Source organism: Paenibacillus sp. Marseille-Q9583, from assembly GCF_976954365.1.
Map to the genome: position 1 here is coordinate 62,001 of NZ_CDRJTB010000026.1, position 15,426 is coordinate 77,426.

Here is a 15,426-nt window from a genome sequence, read left to right on the forward strand (position 1 = left end):
CCCTTTCCGGTTACATGTTACACCATATGAGAAAACGTTCCGCGATATGACTTGTCCTTAGGACAATAACTCTACTTTCCAGGTTGTACGACTTTGCCGTATGTTCCCCCACCGCCTGCTGATAATTCCAATATGCCTGAGCGGGCCCGAACGATCATAGCCGCCAAATCCACTCCTACTATGCTAGCAATTTCCGCTTCACCACAACCATGTAAAATGTTCATCTCCGTGCCAAAAGCTTGCAGTAACGCGTTCATCTTAGCCTTCCCGAGGCCTGGAATAAATTCAAGTGGAACCTGATAGTGATAAGGCGGACGATTTGTGGGTACTAGAGGCGTCTTGCGGTCTGCGATATCTAGGATCCGGTCGAATACACCTCTCACCAATTTAAGACTGCCACAATACTGGCAGCGTTCCGATGTGACATAAGCTTCGTCAATAATACTGCCACAACCTCCGCAGTAGGTTCGGTGGTATTTACCAAGCCGGGGGTTAAGTCCGAAATTGGCTGTTACCTTCCGCCCTTCCTTACGTTCTAGTGCGAGTCGTAGTTCAGCAAAAGAAGGTCGTGCCAACGCCATTACATTATACTCTCGACCTAGTTTGCCCAGTGAATGCGCATCAGAGTTCGTTAGGAATGTGAAGTCATCCAGCTCAGAAAGATAACCCGCCATTTCCGAATCTGCACTCAGCCCTAGCTCAACTGCTGCTATGCGACCCAGATCAAAGATGTCTGCCATACGCTCCGCTGCACAGCCGTACAAGCCCTTGTGAGGCGTGAAAATATGTGCAGGGATAAGAATGCCTCCCCGCCCATAAATCTCATCCTGAAGCTCCCTAGCAGGAGCATACAGGCGCTGGGAACTTAGATTCACATTCCGCATATAGCGGCTCATCCACGCACTAAAATCGGTCATGCGCTCCACGTCCGGCATGTAGGCGAGTACATGGCACTCTTTTCGCCCAGGCTCGCGGATTTCAATCTCTGTTCCCAGAATGATCGTAGTCCCTCGGTAAGCAATCCCTCCACCTTCAGCTAACGTCATCTCTCCAGATTCCAAGGAACGATGAATATCACGTAGAACGCCTGGTGAATGACTATCAATAATACCGATCATTTCTAGTCCCTTGCGCTCTGCAGCCTCTTTGGCAATGCCCGCAAAGGTAAGCTCGCGGCTGCCGCTGATTTTGACCGCTTGTCCTTCCGACGTTCGTCCAATATGAACATGCAGATCGCAATAGAAACTCTTCAATTCAGCTGTTAATTCCATTGGCCTGTCAGTGTGTATAGATGCCAAGCATACACTGCCATCATCGTCTTCGCGTCCGCGATGCGCCCGTCAGCCATATATTGATACGCTTCCTCCAGGGTAAGCTCCGAAACTTCTAGAAATTCGTCCTCGTCCAGGGACATATCCCCTGGCTTTGCATTAGTAGTCACATACAAATGAATAATCTCATCGGCGAAGCCGGGAGAAGTATAGAAGGATTTAAGCAATTTCAAATCTCCACTGTGAAATCCAGTCTCTTCCTGAAGTTCACGACCAGCCGCAACTAATGGATCTTCACCTTTATCCAGCTTCCCAGCCGGAATTTCTACTTCAGTGCGTTGCATGGGCTGACGGTATTGCTCTACAACAAGCATTTTGTTGTTGTTTAAAGCAAGCACCGCTACGGCGCCGGGATGCTTCACAACTTCACGTGTCGCAGTATTTCCATCAGGCAGTCTCACTGTGTCCACCTGTAAAGATATAATCTTCCCATCAAAAACAGGCTGTGTAGACAATGTCACTTCATCAAGCTCGGGTTTGCTGTGCAAATGTTGTTCTCCCATAAAGTTTCTGGTCTCCTTTTTCTCTATTGTGCATACGGTGTATTATAGCAAACTTAAAGGGAAAGAAGGAATTTCAGATGAACGAAATCTTCAGCCGTACAAGCTCATCCGCAGTTACAATGGTAGGTAAACCGGAGGAAATCAAGGCCATTTTAGCTAGGTGGATAGAGCGGTATGGGCCCGATATGCCTCTCTCATACATTCTCTCCCTAAAGGATCAATCCAAGATCATTCCAACCAAAGCAGGGTAAATTCATTCTTTCCATTAGGATTTAATCATACATGTGCATCCGAATATAGGGGTGTCCCAAAAAGCGATAAATTTGCTTTTAGTGTCATCTGAGTCCTTTAGCCTCAGATAACTTTTTTGGATTTCCCTAAATCTGGCTGCATTAAACTCCCCATAAAAAATACAGAGCAGCAATCCTCCGTTACGGTAGGATCGCTGCTCTGCTATTTTATAAGAAGGTTATCCCTTCACACTCTCTTTAACAATATTTACTACAAGCTCAGCCACTTTAACGATATCTTCGGCTTTAATCCGTTCCTTAGTGGTATGGATATGCTCGTATCCTACTGCGAGATTAATGGTCGGAACATCTAAGCCATTGAATACGTTAGCGTCACTTCCTCCACCAGAGTGGAACAGACGCGGCGTAAGCCCCATAGAAGTGATAGCCCGCTGTGCAAGCTGTACCACTGGATCATTTTCATTAAAGCTGAACGCTGGATAAATAATTTCACTGCGGAATTCGCATTCTGCACCGTATTCGCGGACAGTGGTCTCCAGTGCTTCACGCATCGAAGCGATTTGATCCCCAACTTTTTCCTGCACGATACTACGTGCTTCTGCATCCAATTGAACGTGATCACACACCACATTCGTAGGTCCGCCGCCAGCGAATTTACCGATATTCGCAGTCGTTTCGTTGTCGATCCGACCAAGCTTCATGGCGGCAATCGCTTTACTGGCTACTTGAATCGCACTGATGCCGTCTTCTGGATTAACACCTGCATGAGCTGATTTTCCGAAGATTTGCATCGTAATCTTAGCTTGTGTAGGTGCCGCAACTGCAATCGCACCAACTTCACCATTGGAGTCGAGTGCGAAACCGAAGTCTGCATCCAAATTGCTCGGATCCATCGAACGTGCACCTAGCAATCCAGATTCTTCACCCGCAGTAATTACGAACTGAATCTGACCATGTGGCAATTTTTGCTCTTGAATCACTCTGATCGCTTCGAACAGTGCAGCTAGCCCAGCTTTGTCATCTGCTCCAAGGATCGTAGTGCCGTCACTTGTAATCCATCCATCCGCGCCGAGCGTAGGCTTGATATTTTGTCCAGGAACAACTGTATCCATGTGGCAAGTGAACAGAAGCTTTGGCGCAGATCCGCCGTTCTCAGCCGGCCAGGTAATGAATAGATTGCCCGCTCCATGTCCAGTTCTTTCCTGGGAATCATCTTCGGTAACTTCTAAGCCAAGAGCGTTAAATTTGCTCTTGAGCACATCGGCAATCTGCCGTTCATTTCTTGTTTCACTATCAACTTGGACAAGCTCCATAAATTCTTGAATCAATCTGTCTTGTGAAATCACTGGACTTCCCTCTCTTTCGTGAATACGTTACAATGGTTGTACAGAAAGACCATCTTCATGCTATTAACTTAAACTAAATCTAAAGGAGTTACTCATGCAACGTAATAAGTGGTTCAAAATCTTCATCTACGTCATGTTGTTCGCCATGATTGCCTCTACGCTCTTTATGGTTATCGAGCCTTTCCTTGCAGGTTAATATCTTCACAAGGAACATTGATAATAGCGGCTAGGGACCCCCTTGCCGCTATTTGGCTTGCCTGTTAGTTCGTTAATCAACCTTAAGCCAAAGTGCCAAAGAACTCATCCTGCTCTTCATAAGGAAAGTGTCTTAGAAAATACGGAACCAATTCTTTGGCCACATCTTGAAGTTCAAAACGACGACCTGCACACTCCTCTAGGGAAGTTACTCCAAATTCAGTGATACCGCATGGAATAATCCCTTGAAAGCCGTATCCAGATATTCCTTCAGAAATGTTAAAAGCAAAACCATGGCTAGTAATAAACCCTCTTCGGAATTTGCTTTTGTTAAACTTAACACCAATGGCACAGATCTTCTCGTCGCCAACCCATACCCCTGTATACTCCGGCTTCCGTTCTCCTACAATTCCGTAGGATGCCAAATAATCAATAATCACTGCTTCCAGACTGCGCAAGTACCCGCGTAAATCTACCTTACCTTCTTCACCGAGCATAAGGATCGGATAACCTACAAGCTGACCCGGTCCGTGATATGTAATATCTCCTCCCCGGTCGATTTCAAACAGCGCAATTCCTTTTTCTTTGAGCTGCTCTTCATCTAGAAGAAGATGTTCGGGATGATTCTGTGAACCAATAGTATAGGTAGGCGGATGCTGCAAAAGAATCAATCGTTCCGGTTGCTCACCTGCATCAATGGCTTGCACACTTTCCTTTTGCAGATCCCAAGCCTCCCCATACTCCATAATAGGGTCATATGAAATCTGCAGCTTACGAATATCCGAATTATTCATACCGTCAGGTCCCCTTTTCAGTCTCATGCCTGCACAGTTTGGCTCGTTATTATTTTTAATAAAGTTTCGTATCTGGGGTATATCCTTCAATGTTATCCTTGACGCGTTGCAAGAAACGACCGCAAATCACTCCGTCCAGAATCCGATGATCCAGCGACAGACAAATATTAGCCATTGACCGTACACCTATCATATCGTTAATGACCACAGGTCTTTTCACAATCGATTCAAACGTTAAAATCGCTGCCTGTGGATAGTTAATGATTGGATAAGAAAGAATGGAGCCAAATGAGCCGGTATTATTTACAGTGAAAGTCCCTCCCTGCAAATCTTCCAGACTCAGTTTGCCTTCGCGGGTTTTTTGTGCCAATTCATCAATCTCACGTGCCAGCCCGGCAACGTTTTTCTGATCAGCCTTCTTAATTACAGGAGTGATAACCGAATCTTCAGTACCTACCGCTAACGAGATATTGATATCACGTTTGACAATAATTTTATCTACAGCCCAGACAGAGTTCATAATCGGGTAATCCTTAATCGCACTCACAACAGCCTTCATCATGAAAGCCAGATAGGTTAGATTGATACCTTCTTTACGCTTGAACTCATCCTTATGTTTATTGCGCAGTGCGACCAGATTAGTCACATCTACCTCAATCATTGTCCAAGCATGCGGAATCTCCGAGACACTTTGGCGCATTCTTGTAGCGATTGTATTCCGGATTGGTGTTACATCAATCAGGTATTCCGAACTGCTGCCCCGGCCACCCTCGACTTCAATTGTTGGAATACGAGGAGATTCGCTCAAATGTAGACCCGAATGGCGAAGAGGCTCTTCCGCCTTCTTCTCTTGGGCTTGAACGAACTGTGGAGCAGGCGGTTGTGACACTACTCGGGTTGGTTGACTAGCAGAAATCGAAGCTGGAGATGTAGCTCCGCCACTTTCGATGAAGGCCAGCACATCCTTACGGGTAATTCGGCCACCCATACCAGTACCCATAACTAAAGTCAGGTCGATGTTATGCTCAGCCGCCAAAGTCTGTACCGCAGGAGAGTAGCGTGCACGCATCGTATCGCTAGCAATTGAAGTCGCATTTTGTTCTGCAACATTATTAGCTGCAACTGTATTAGTGTTAGTCACGTTTACAGCAGCAGGTGCAGTCACAGGCACGGCAATACGACAAATGACTTCGCCGACATTGACAACCTGACCTTCTTCCGCTAATAGTTCACCCATAACTCCATCTATCGTTGAAGGCAATTCAGCATTTACCTTATCTGTAATAAGCTCACATATTGGTTCGTATTGCTCTACCGGATCGCCCGGTTTCTTCAGCCATTTGCCGATCGTCGCCGATACTAGCGATTCCGCCAGCTGCGGCATGATCACGTCAGTCAACTTTTGGTTGTCAGACATCTTTTCACTCCTTAAAAGTTTTACGAAGTAAAACTCACTTCGTAAGCATAATCTTAAAAGTTTTACGAAGCTTCGCTTCTTAGAAATACTTCGCAGTAAAACTTGCATCGAAAGCATAATCTTTAAGTTGTATGAAGCTTCGCGTCCACTCAACTATTTTAATATTGCGCCAGTCGAAGCATTTCCGCCTTCACTTTTTCTTTGCTAAGCATGAAGAACTTCTCCATTGGCGGGCTGATTGGCATCGCTGGAACATCGGGACCACAAAGACGGAAGATCGGCGCGTCTAGTTCAAATAGACAATGTTCAGCGATAATCGCCGCCACTTCGCCACCAATACCGCCCGTTTTATTGTCCTCGTGCACAATAAGAACCTTCCCTGTCTCACGAGTAGCAGCTATGATCGCCTCACGATCAAGAGGCTGCAAGGTCCGCAGATCCAGAATATGTGCTGTAATGCCTTCTTCGCGCTCCAATTCTTCTGCTGCTTGCATCGCAAAATGCAATGGCAAACTATAACCAATAACCGTAATATCTGTTCCCTTACGCAGCAGATTAGCTTCGCCAATTGGAACGGTGTAATCACCTTCTGGCACTTCTTCCTTGATCAGCTTATAGCACTTTTTGTTCTCGAAGAATAAAACCGGATCAGGATCACGAACGGCTGCTTTCAATAGTCCTTTTGCATCGTAAGCAGAGTAAGGTGCGACAATCTTCAATCCCGGTGTACCGAAGAAAATCGATTCCGGGCACTGAGAATGGTACAGACCGCCGAATACACCGCCGCCGATAGGCGCACGAATAACAACCGGGCAATTCCAATCGTTATTTGAACGATAGCGGATTTTGGCCGCTTCGCTAATGATTTGATTCGTTGCTGGAAGCATGAAGTCAGAGTACTGCATTTCAGCAATCGGCTTCATACCATACATAGCTGCACCAATCGCCACACCAGCTATAGCTGATTCCGCTAACGGTGTATCTAGTACGCGCTCTTCTCCGAACTGTTCTTGCAGGCCTTTTGTTGTGGTAAATACGCCACCTTTGAGCCCCACGTCCTCACCAAGCACAAACACGGATTCATCGCGTTCCATTTCTTCCTTCATCGCGAGCCGAATGGCATCGATATATTCCATTATAGCCATGATTTATGCTCCTCCTTTCAGGTCGGAATCACTGTAAACATGCAGCAGTGTATCTTCCGGTTTCGGGAACGGAGCGTTGTCAGCATATTCGATTGCTGCTTTAAGCTCAAGATTGCATTCAGCAATAAGATCTTGTTCTTGCTCGTCACTCCAAAGTCCCAGACCGATCAGGTAATTACGGAATCCTGCTACGCCGTCCTTCTTCCAATTCTCATCAACCTCTTCTTTGGTCCGATAAGCCAAATCATTGTCCGAGGTGGAGTGTGGAGATAAACGGTACATCATGGCTTCGATTAACGTAGGACCTTCACCCGCAAGTGCTCTTTCCCGAGCTTCCTTAACGACACGATATACTTCCAGTGGATCATTGCCGTCTACACGCACACCTGGAAATCCATAACCCAGAGCACGATCGCTGACCTTACCGCCAAGCTGTTTGTGAGCAGGAATAGAGATCGCGTACTGATTATTCTGACACATGATAATAACCGGCAGCTTATTCACTCCGGCAAAGTTACAAGCTTCATGAAAATCGCCTTGGTTGCTAGAGCCTTCCCCGAAGGTTACAAATGAGACGAATTTTTTCTTTTGCATTTTAGCTGCCAAAGCAAAACCAACCGCATGAGGGACCTGCGTGGTTACAGGACTTGAGCCTGTCACAATACGCAGACGCTTACTACCAAAGTGACCTGGCATTTGCCGCCCACCACTGTTTGGATCTTCCGCCTTTGCGAACACAGACAGCATCAATTCACGAGTAGTCATACCCACGGAGAGTACGAAAGCATAATCACGGTAATAGGGTAAAAAATAATCATTCTGCCGGTCCAGCGCAAATGCTGCTGCTACCTGACCCGCCTCCTGGCCAATGCCGGAGACATGAAAGTTAATCTTGCCAGCGCGCTGAAGCAGCAGACTGCGCTCGTCGTATTTACGTGCGAGCAGCATATATCTGTACATATCGATGACCTGGCCGTCACTTAGTCCAAGCTGCTTATGTCTGTTAATCGTTTCTACAGTATCTTGGGATTCCATAAAGAGATACCTCCTTATTCATAAAGCCTGAGTCTTACAGGATTTAAGACCAATTGTATCCTGATCTTAAAACCTGGTACTAAGACTTGGCTTGAGTTTATTATAATCCCTTTCTACCCAAAAAGAAAAGCTAAATCCCGATAGATCTTCCATCTACAGCTAACATCGCTTCTCCAACGATCTCCGAAAGTGTAGGGTGAGCATGAATAGCCTCGCCAACCTCCCAAGGTGTTGCATCCAGCAGTTGAGCCAATGCAGCTTCCCCGATTAGATCCGTAACATGTGGACCTATCATCTGCACACCGAGAATATCTCCGCTGCTTCGGTCCGCCACAACTTTAACAAACCCGTCCTTCTGACCGTACACAATCGCCTTGCCAATGGCCGAGAAGGGGAATTTACCAGTTACTACATCATGTCCCAATGCTTTAGCTTCCTTCTCAGTGTGACCCACACTCGCAACTTCAGGACGTGTGTAAACGCAACGCGGTACAAGATGTGTATGATAAGGGTGAAGTTTCTCACCAGCGAGATGGTTAACCGCCATAATGCCTTCATGGCTTGCTGCATGAGCTAGTTGTAGTCCACCAATACAGTCACCAATCGCATAAATATGTGGCTCAGCCGTCTGCATACTAGCATTTACAGCAATAATTCCTTTATCAAAGCGAATATCTGTATTTTCCAGACCAATATTCTCTACATTCGCTACTCTACCTACGGATACAAGCAGCTTTTCTGCAGATAGACTTTGAGTTTGCTCTCCCTTACGGGCATCGATCGAAATTCCATCGTCCGTTACCTTGCAGGTTGCAGCATCCACTGTAGTTTCAGTCAGTACTTTAACACCACGTTTTTTAAGTAAACGTTGCAGTTCTTTAGCTACTTCTTCATCCTCTTGAGGTAGTAACTGACTAGCAGCTTCAACTACCGTAACCTGTACTCCGAAATCAACCAGCATAGAGGCCCATTCCACCCCAATTACTCCGCCTCCAACAATAATGATGGAAGAGGGTAACTCGTCGAGGGTGAGCGCTTCATCACTGCTAAGAATAACTTTTCCGTCTGGTTCCAGACCAGGTAATACACGCGGACGAGATCCTGTAGCAATAATAAGATGGTTAGAGACCACTGTTTCCATTTCACCGTCTTCTAATTCCACAGCAACAGCACCACTACGCGGGGAAAAAATAGAGGGACCCGTTACGCGCCCCTTGCCTTTAATAACTTGTATTTTATTTTTGCGCATCAAATATTGTACGCCCTGATGAAGTTGTTCAACTACCGCTTCCTTGCGCTTTTGTACTTTTGGGAATACAAGCTGTACACCGCTTGTCTCAATGCCATAGCTTTCGCTCTCATTGATTTCAGCATATACCTCTGCGCTTCTGAGCAGCGATTTGCTAGGAATGCAGCCACGATGCAGGCAGGTTCCTCCCAGTTTGTCCATTTCGATGACGACGACGGACTTTCCAAGCTGTGCAGCGCGAATGGCTGCCACATATCCCCCGGTTCCTCCGCCAAGTATGGCCACGTCACATGAAATTGTCATGATATGTATCCTCCAGTCATTACACGTAAGTTCATTTTACATTGTATATTGTACTCTCTTTTTAGCGTATTACAAAACTTATAAACGTCATATCCAAATGGACTTTTTCTTACTAAAGCGTTATCATATGGTTGAATCTAATGGGCTAAGAGGGGTAGGAGACACTTATGAAACTATTAATTTCACGCTTCATTGCCATCCTTATTCTTGTGTTTCCCGGTTTAATCGCAATGAAGGGCTTCTTAATGATGAAGGACGATATTTTTGATTATATCTCTATGCATGGCGATGACTCCGTTGTTCCAGATTTCGCTTGGCTGCATTTCGGCGGAGGGTTTCTGCTCTTTGCAGCAGGTATGACTTTCCTTGGCGGCTGGATTCTGGCAAGAGACCGCAAACGTAATTATGTTGGTCCTCGGTTCAAGGAGAAACAAAAAGCGAAACAAGCTGCCGCGCAAGAAACGATCTCATAAGCAGCATAATCAGCCCCTCATTGTACAATCGAAATCTATTACACATTCTGCAATTAAACCATCCGACAACTCACTTCAATGTATAATGAATATCCACACATTACATAAAGGCGAGATTTTTCATGGACGCGACCTGCGCTTCCTTGAAAACTCCCGCCTTTTTATGCGCAGCTTAAAGCCTAGCCTTATCAAGTACTTCCCTACGACCGCCTTGCACCAACTCGCTGTACAAGCCACCTTGCTTCAACAACTCCTCATGGGTGCCCTGCTGCAACAATCTGCCCCCTTGAAGAACAAGAATTCGATCAGCTGCACGGATGGTACCCAGTCTATGGGCAATAACGAAGCTGGTCCGTCCCTTCATTAGCGCCTGAAGTCCTTCCTGAATCTTGATCTCGGTCACCGTATCGATACTGCTAGTGGCTTCATCAAGAACAAGCATCGAAGGATTGGCAAGAATGGCTCTTGCAATGGATAGCAATTGCTTCTGCCCTTGGCTTATGCCGCTACCATCTGCAGAGAGCATTCGATCATAACCTTCCGGCATTCGGATAATAAAAGAATGAGCGTTAGCCAGCTTAGCCGCCGCCTCGACCTCTTCATCGGAAGCATCCAGTCTACCGTAACGAATATTATCGCGGATGCTGCCCTTGAATAAAAAGGAGTCCTGCAATACAAACGCCATATGGCTCCTCAGGCTTTCACGCCGAATCGAAGTGACATCTAAGCCATCCAGCGTAATCTTACCCTGATTAGGATCATAAAAACGAGATAACAGCCCGATAAGTGTTGTTTTGCCGGCACCGGTAGGTCCTACTAAGGCAATCATCTCGCCAGGCTTCGCTTCAAAGCTAATATCATGAAGCGTGTTAGAACTTCCGTCATATGAAAAAGATACCTTTTCGAACTTCACTGCACCTTCAACTTTAACCAGCGAAGTGGCTGCACCTTCATCTTTAGCTTCCGTCACTTCGTCCAGCACTTCAAACACTCTTTCCGCTCCCGCAACCGCTGACAGTAGTGTATTCCACTGATTCGCTAAGTCATTAAGAGGGCGAGTAAATTGACGCGTATATTCTACAAACACAATAATCACACCGACCGTAATCGCTCCGCGAATCGCTAACAAACCACCGACTCCAGCCACAATAGCGAAGCTCAAATTATTAAGTCCATTCATCAGCTTAGGAATGAAGCCAGAAATCGACTGTGCCCAGTATCCAGAGAGCATAATTCGCTCATTGCGTTCATGAAAACCAGCGATGACCCGTTCCTCTTGTGAAAAAGCCTTGATAATCCGTTGACCGGATAACGTCTCTTCTATATAACCGTTTAACTCACCCACATTGCTCTGACGTTCTTTAAAAAGCGGACCCGTACGCCGAGTAATCCAGCGCATGCCTAATAACATCAACGGCACAACCAGGAACGTGAGCAGCGTCAATAGAGGACTGAGCCAGAGCATTACCCCCACCGTGCCGAGCAATGTCAAAACACTAGAAAAGATCTGAATAGCTGAGCTATTCAGCGTAGAGCTGACGTTCTCAATATCGTTGGTGAGGCGACTCATAATTTCGCCCTGCTGTCTCCGATTAAAAAATGAGATGGGCAATCGATGAAGATGGGAAAACAACTCCGTGCGCATCCGAAATACGGTTTCTTGAGCAATTTCAATCATCCATATATTTTGCAGCCAAGAAGTTAATGAATAGAAGATATAAACACTAGCTAAGCTGATCAGAAAAATCGTCCACGATCGTCCGCCAGTGCCTTCCAGATAATCATCCACAGCTTTACCAATCATATAAGGCCCGAGCAGTGCTAAAGCCGAGCTGAAGACTACCATTAAAAGAACGAGAAAAAGCTTAGCTTTACGCTCGGCAAGGTAGCTCCAAATCCGCATAAGCGTGCCGCCCCAATCCTTCGCCTTTGCTTTTGGCTTCCCTCCAGCAGCTGAACCAAGGCTTCTTCCTGCTCCAAGCTCAATGACGGGTTTTGGGTGACGAAAGGGTTCAAGAATTGCTTTGAACATGCTGCTTCGCCTCCTCTACCTGTGATTCATAAATCTTGCGGTACAGCGCCGAGCTTGTCATAAGCTCGTCATGTGTTCCCTTACCGATTAAGCGTCCTTCGTCCAACAGCAGAATCAAATCTGCAGATGCAGTAGAACTGATCTTCTGAGTAATCAGAAAGGTTGTACATGAAATCTCTTTCAGTGCCTCCAGCAAAAGTCCTTCTGTCACAGCATCAAGCGCACTCGTACTGTCATCGAGGATCAAAATAGCAGGTTTCCTCACAAGCGCCCGAGCAATGGTCAACCGTTGCTTTTGCCCACCAGACAGATTTACCCCTCGCTGACCAAGCATTGTGTCATAACCTTTGGGCAGACCCATCACTGTTGCGTGAATTTGTGCAGCAGCCGCTGCGTGTTCGATTTGTTCCTGTGTGGCATGTTCATTGCCCCAAGCAATATTATCGCGAATCGATCCGCTGAAGAGCTGCAGTTCTTGAGGAACGTAGCCGATCGATCGCCGCAATCTTGAAATATCGATATCGGTGCTCCTTTGCCCATCAATGCGAATGATACCTTCTGTCTCTTCATATAAACGTGGGATTAGACCGACAAGAGAAGACTTCCCTGATCCGGTGGCTCCCATAATCGCTACCCGCTCACCAGCAGCAACTTCAAAAGTAATATCCTCTAGCACCGAAATATCACTCTCAGGATACTTGAAGCTGATGCCTTCAAATTGGACGCCACCCTGTATCGGTTCGCCCTTCACAGCTCCGCCTTCCTTAACTCCAGCGCCTGCTGACATCACTTCTGTAATACGCTGTGAGGAGGCACGTGCTCGGGAAATTGTAACGACAAGTCCAGATATAGCTGACAACGCTCCTATGGTTCGCAAAGAGTAGTTAATAACTGCAACAGTTTCTCCTAAAGTAGCATCCCCATTTGCAATCTCAATCCGTCCAAACCATAGGATCGACATAATCGCTGCATTTACAATAAGCATAACAAATGGCATCGTTGTCTCTGTCAAACGTAGCGCAGATACCGTGGATTTCATCAAATTCCCGCTAAAGACCGTGAAACGTCCAATCTCATGTCCCATGCGCACGAACACACGGATTAAGCGAATTCCCGTTAAATTCTCCTGGATTACACCATTCACACCGTCTAGCCGATTTTGTACGTTGCGAAATAACAAAGAAGCTTTTCTCATGATGAAGTAAAGGAAGAGAAGCAACAAAGGTAGAGCTACAGTGAGAAATAACCCCAGCTTCACATGAACAACCAATGCCATAATCACACTGCCCACCACAACCAGTGGCACCCGTGTCATAAAGCGGAGACTCATAAATATAGTGTCCTGCAGCTGCGAAACATCGCCGGTCAGACGCGTGATCAGCGACGAGGTAGCAAACCGATTGAATACTTCATATGTAAAGGATTGTACCTTCTCATATAACTTGTCCCTAAGATCAAACGCAAAGCTCTGACTCGCATGGGCAGCAAAAAAAGAACTTAATACCCCAGCTATAAAGGCGACTACTGCGCTGCCGATCAATACACCGCCCCAGAGCCATACCACAGAGGAATTTTGTTCTTTAATGCCCTGGTCAATAATTTTGGAAATGAGTAAAGGCTGTGACAATTCCACCGCTAGTTCAATAAGCATCATCACTAGGGCAGCTATTGCAGCGACTTTATATTTTTTGAGAAAAGAGAAAATCAAACCCATTCGCATACCCTCTTTTTCTATTCGTACAGTGCATCCCTTAAACGAGTCGACATTGTGGAAGCCTGCCCAGTTTTCATTATTGCCCGCCGCAGCGCTTTATTGCTTCGATTCAATTCCACCAAATCTGCCATCATCTCTTCCAGCAAAGCATCAGCCTCGATAGAAAGATTTCCATTCTGCTGAATCAGAGCTAACCGTTCCTTGTATTCGTCTATTTTTTCAGTCACACATATTACTTCCTTTCCAATCACATGATTCCTTTTATCATACCACATTCAATTCTATCGCAATGTTTTCACTGGATACAGCTGACACGAATATGATACTCTAATAAGGTCGCATTTTTAAGATTAGATAATTGGCTTATACGAAAGGATAGATGGAAGTGGCACAATTATTTTTCAAATACGGAGCAATGAACAGCGGTAAATCTATTGAGATTCTCAAGGTTGCGCATAATTATGAAGAGCAAGGGAAATCGGTGCTCATTTTTACTCCATCCATAGACGATCGGGACGAAGTTGGTTTTATCTCCTCCCGTATTGGGCTGCGGAAACAGGCCATACCCGTCGACGAAAATACCGATATTTATAATATCGTCAGCAGTAATCAGCCTAAGCCCCACTGTGTACTCATTGATGAATGTCAATTTCTAAGTAAGGACTGCATTCTACAGCTTGTACGAATTGTGGATGAACTGGGGATTCCCGTTATGGCGTTTGGACTTAAAAATGATTTCCAGAACCAGCTATTTGAAGGCAGCAAATACATGCTGATTTACGCTGATAAAATTGAGGAAATGAAGACCATATGCTGGTTCTGCGAGCGCAAAGCAACGATGGCTCTAAGAGTAGAAAATGGTAAGCCTGTATACAGCGGCAAGCAAATCCAAATCGGCGGAAATGAAGCCTACTATCCAGTGTGCCGTAAATGTCACAAGAATCCTCCACTGTAAAACATCCCCACAAATATATACTTTAAGTTAAAAAAGCATTCCGAAGCCGCAATGGCCTCAGGAATGCTTTTTTTAAAAATAAAGCTCGATTAAACCAGATATCTTTCTTTAAGAATATTCAAATGATGATGATCATGCCCAATCATTACGCACGCCACTGCTCTCGCGGAGATGGTTGCATTGTTAACCGTTCCCTTACGAGTCCATGCTTCTTCCGGCAAAGTGTCCAAAAGAGCTTGCGTTGACTCTCTGACAAGCTTGTAATGAGCCAGTAGTTTTTTTAGAGTGTGTGCTTCAAAATTTGCGGTAGGCACATAGTCCTTTTCATCAAAGCCCGCCAGCGGAGTCGTATCTCCTCTTGCAACGCGCAACAAACGATAAGACATAATTCTTCCAGTATCCGCTAGATGGCCAACCATTTGCTTAATACTCCATTTATCAGGAGCGTAACGATGCTCTCCTTGTTCTTCCGTAAGGTTCGAAATAAAGCTACAAATCTCATCCGTCTGCGCTCTAAAAATAGTGCAAATATCCCCTTCAACTGGCACTAAATCGACATATTTTGATAATTCTTCAAGATACTCACTGCTTTCTGGACGTCGATCCATGTCTAAACCCCTCTCATTTTGAATTTTTTTGAAAAAATAGGAGGAAAATTATACTGTAGTTGTTGTATTTTAGTC

At 45.6% G+C, this 15,426-nt stretch carries 16 protein-coding genes; 4 read left to right on the plus strand and 12 right to left on the minus strand.

What is annotated here, in order from left to right; translation table 11 throughout:
* Positions 1 to 71: 71 nt before the first annotated feature.
* A complete protein-coding gene (locus ACWNM1_RS14130; RefSeq protein WP_449601421.1) occupies positions 72 to 1,271 on the minus strand; it encodes an endonuclease Q family protein in 1,200 nt (399 codons plus the stop codon).
* Positions 1,262 to 1,834 carry an NUDIX hydrolase gene (locus ACWNM1_RS14135; protein ID WP_076299537.1) on the minus strand — a complete coding sequence of 191 codons (573 nt, stop codon included), beginning with the start codon at positions 1,832 to 1,834 and terminating at the stop codon, positions 1,262 to 1,264. Before ACWNM1_RS14135 ends, ACWNM1_RS14130 begins: the two co-directional genes overlap by 10 nt.
* Positions 1,835 to 1,911: 77 nt before the next feature.
* On the opposite strand from ACWNM1_RS14135, the gene ACWNM1_RS14140 reads away from it, so the two are divergent.
* A complete protein-coding gene (locus ACWNM1_RS14140) occupies positions 1,912 to 2,085 on the plus strand; it encodes a hypothetical protein (RefSeq protein WP_179085764.1) in 174 nt (57 codons plus the stop codon).
* Positions 2,086 to 2,303: 218 nt separating this feature from the next.
* On the opposite strand, the gene ACWNM1_RS14145 is transcribed toward ACWNM1_RS14140, so the two are convergent.
* The gene (locus ACWNM1_RS14145; protein WP_339266270.1) at positions 2,304 to 3,431 is read right to left on the minus strand and encodes a tripeptidase T; all 1,128 of its coding nucleotides are present in this window, start codon (positions 3,429 to 3,431) and stop codon (positions 2,304 to 2,306) included.
* A gap of 94 nt (positions 3,432 to 3,525) precedes the next feature.
* On the opposite strand from ACWNM1_RS14145, the gene prli42 reads away from it, so the two are divergent.
* Positions 3,526 to 3,627, plus strand: a complete 102-nt coding sequence (prli42, locus tag ACWNM1_RS14150; protein ID WP_094872112.1) for a stressosome-associated protein Prli42 — start codon at positions 3,526 to 3,528, stop codon at positions 3,625 to 3,627.
* An 82-nt stretch (positions 3,628 to 3,709) separates the two neighbouring features.
* On the opposite strand, the gene lipB is transcribed toward prli42, so the two are convergent.
* From lipB to lpdA, 5 genes are all read right to left on the minus strand, one after another.
* A complete protein-coding gene (lipB, locus tag ACWNM1_RS14155; protein ID WP_449601407.1) occupies positions 3,710 to 4,420 on the minus strand; it encodes a lipoyl(octanoyl) transferase LipB in 711 nt (236 codons plus the stop codon).
* A 55-nt stretch (positions 4,421 to 4,475) separates the two neighbouring features.
* Positions 4,476 to 5,837 carry a dihydrolipoamide acetyltransferase family protein gene (locus ACWNM1_RS14160; protein ID WP_449601408.1) on the minus strand — a complete coding sequence of 454 codons (1,362 nt, stop codon included), beginning with the start codon at positions 5,835 to 5,837 and terminating at the stop codon, positions 4,476 to 4,478.
* A gap of 158 nt (positions 5,838 to 5,995) precedes the next feature.
* The gene (locus tag ACWNM1_RS14165; RefSeq protein ID WP_449601409.1) at positions 5,996 to 6,982 is read right to left on the minus strand and encodes an alpha-ketoacid dehydrogenase subunit beta; all 987 of its coding nucleotides are present in this window, start codon (positions 6,980 to 6,982) and stop codon (positions 5,996 to 5,998) included.
* Between the two features lie 3 nt (positions 6,983 to 6,985).
* Positions 6,986 to 8,017 (minus strand): thiamine pyrophosphate-dependent dehydrogenase E1 component subunit alpha, encoded by a 1,032-nt coding sequence (locus ACWNM1_RS14170; protein ID WP_042190387.1) that lies wholly within the window; start codon positions 8,015 to 8,017, stop codon positions 6,986 to 6,988.
* A gap of 130 nt (positions 8,018 to 8,147) precedes the next feature.
* Positions 8,148 to 9,569 carry a dihydrolipoyl dehydrogenase gene (lpdA, locus tag ACWNM1_RS14175; RefSeq protein WP_449601410.1) on the minus strand — a complete coding sequence of 474 codons (1,422 nt, stop codon included), beginning with the start codon at positions 9,567 to 9,569 and terminating at the stop codon, positions 8,148 to 8,150.
* Positions 9,570 to 9,736: 167 nt separating this feature from the next.
* On the opposite strand from lpdA, the gene ACWNM1_RS14180 reads away from it, so the two are divergent.
* Positions 9,737 to 10,042 (plus strand): DUF2627 domain-containing protein, encoded by a 306-nt coding sequence (locus ACWNM1_RS14180; protein WP_042190393.1) that lies wholly within the window; start codon positions 9,737 to 9,739, stop codon positions 10,040 to 10,042.
* Between the two features lie 172 nt (positions 10,043 to 10,214).
* On the opposite strand, the gene ACWNM1_RS14185 is transcribed toward ACWNM1_RS14180, so the two are convergent.
* From ACWNM1_RS14185 to ACWNM1_RS14195, 3 genes are read right to left on the minus strand one after another with little or no spacing between them, the layout of a single operon-like run.
* Positions 10,215 to 12,074 (minus strand): ABC transporter ATP-binding protein, encoded by a 1,860-nt coding sequence (locus ACWNM1_RS14185; protein ID WP_449601411.1) that lies wholly within the window; start codon positions 12,072 to 12,074, stop codon positions 10,215 to 10,217.
* Positions 12,055 to 13,788, minus strand: coding sequence for an ABC transporter ATP-binding protein (locus ACWNM1_RS14190; RefSeq protein ID WP_449601412.1), 1,734 nt, complete (start codon positions 13,786 to 13,788; stop codon positions 12,055 to 12,057). Before ACWNM1_RS14190 ends, ACWNM1_RS14185 begins: the two co-directional genes overlap by 20 nt.
* 17 nt (positions 13,789 to 13,805) lie before the next feature.
* Entirely contained in the window at positions 13,806 to 14,015 is a 210-nt protein-coding gene (locus ACWNM1_RS14195; RefSeq protein WP_449601413.1) for a Ni2+-binding GTPase, read from the minus strand.
* A gap of 158 nt (positions 14,016 to 14,173) precedes the next feature.
* On the opposite strand from ACWNM1_RS14195, the gene ACWNM1_RS14200 reads away from it, so the two are divergent.
* Entirely contained in the window at positions 14,174 to 14,743 is a 570-nt protein-coding gene (locus tag ACWNM1_RS14200) for a thymidine kinase (protein WP_042129772.1), read from the plus strand.
* 89 nt (positions 14,744 to 14,832) lie between these two features.
* Here ACWNM1_RS14200 and ACWNM1_RS14205 read toward each other — a convergent pair whose 3' ends face one another.
* Complete coding sequence (locus ACWNM1_RS14205; RefSeq protein WP_449601415.1) at positions 14,833 to 15,351, minus strand: DinB family protein; 519 nt, start codon at positions 15,349 to 15,351, stop codon at positions 14,833 to 14,835.
* Positions 15,352 to 15,426 lie beyond the last annotated feature (75 nt).

Bases quoted from the DNA above. Each gene is read 5' to 3' on its own strand.
- lipB (WP_449601407.1), bottom strand. From the start codon at position 4,420: ATGAATAATTCGGATATTCGTAAGCTGCAGATTTCATATGACCCTATT.
- ACWNM1_RS14170 (WP_042190387.1), bottom strand. From the start codon at position 8,017: ATGGAATCCCAAGATACTGTAGAAACGATTAACAGACATAAGCAGCTT.
- ACWNM1_RS14130 (WP_449601421.1), bottom strand. From the start codon at position 1,271: ATGGAATTAACAGCTGAATTGAAGAGTTTCTATTGCGATCTGCATGTT.
- prli42 (WP_094872112.1), top strand. From the start codon at position 3,526: ATGCAACGTAATAAGTGGTTCAAAATCTTCATCTACGTCATGTTGTTC.
- ACWNM1_RS14135 (WP_076299537.1), bottom strand. From the start codon at position 1,834: ATGGGAGAACAACATTTGCACAGCAAACCCGAGCTTGATGAAGTGACA.
- ACWNM1_RS14140 (WP_179085764.1), top strand. From the start codon at position 1,912: ATGAACGAAATCTTCAGCCGTACAAGCTCATCCGCAGTTACAATGGTA.
- ACWNM1_RS14165 (WP_449601409.1), bottom strand. From the start codon at position 6,982: ATGGCTATAATGGAATATATCGATGCCATTCGGCTCGCGATGAAGGAA.
- ACWNM1_RS14180 (WP_042190393.1), top strand. From the start codon at position 9,737: ATGAAACTATTAATTTCACGCTTCATTGCCATCCTTATTCTTGTGTTT.
- lpdA (WP_449601410.1), bottom strand. From the start codon at position 9,569: ATGACAATTTCATGTGACGTGGCCATACTTGGCGGAGGAACCGGGGGA.
- ACWNM1_RS14190 (WP_449601412.1), bottom strand. From the start codon at position 13,788: ATGGGTTTGATTTTCTCTTTTCTCAAAAAATATAAAGTCGCTGCAATA.
- ACWNM1_RS14185 (WP_449601411.1), bottom strand. From the start codon at position 12,074: ATGTTCAAAGCAATTCTTGAACCCTTTCGTCACCCAAAACCCGTCATT.
- ACWNM1_RS14160 (WP_449601408.1), bottom strand. From the start codon at position 5,837: ATGTCTGACAACCAAAAGTTGACTGACGTGATCATGCCGCAGCTGGCG.
- ACWNM1_RS14205 (WP_449601415.1), bottom strand. From the start codon at position 15,351: ATGGATCGACGTCCAGAAAGCAGTGAGTATCTTGAAGAATTATCAAAA.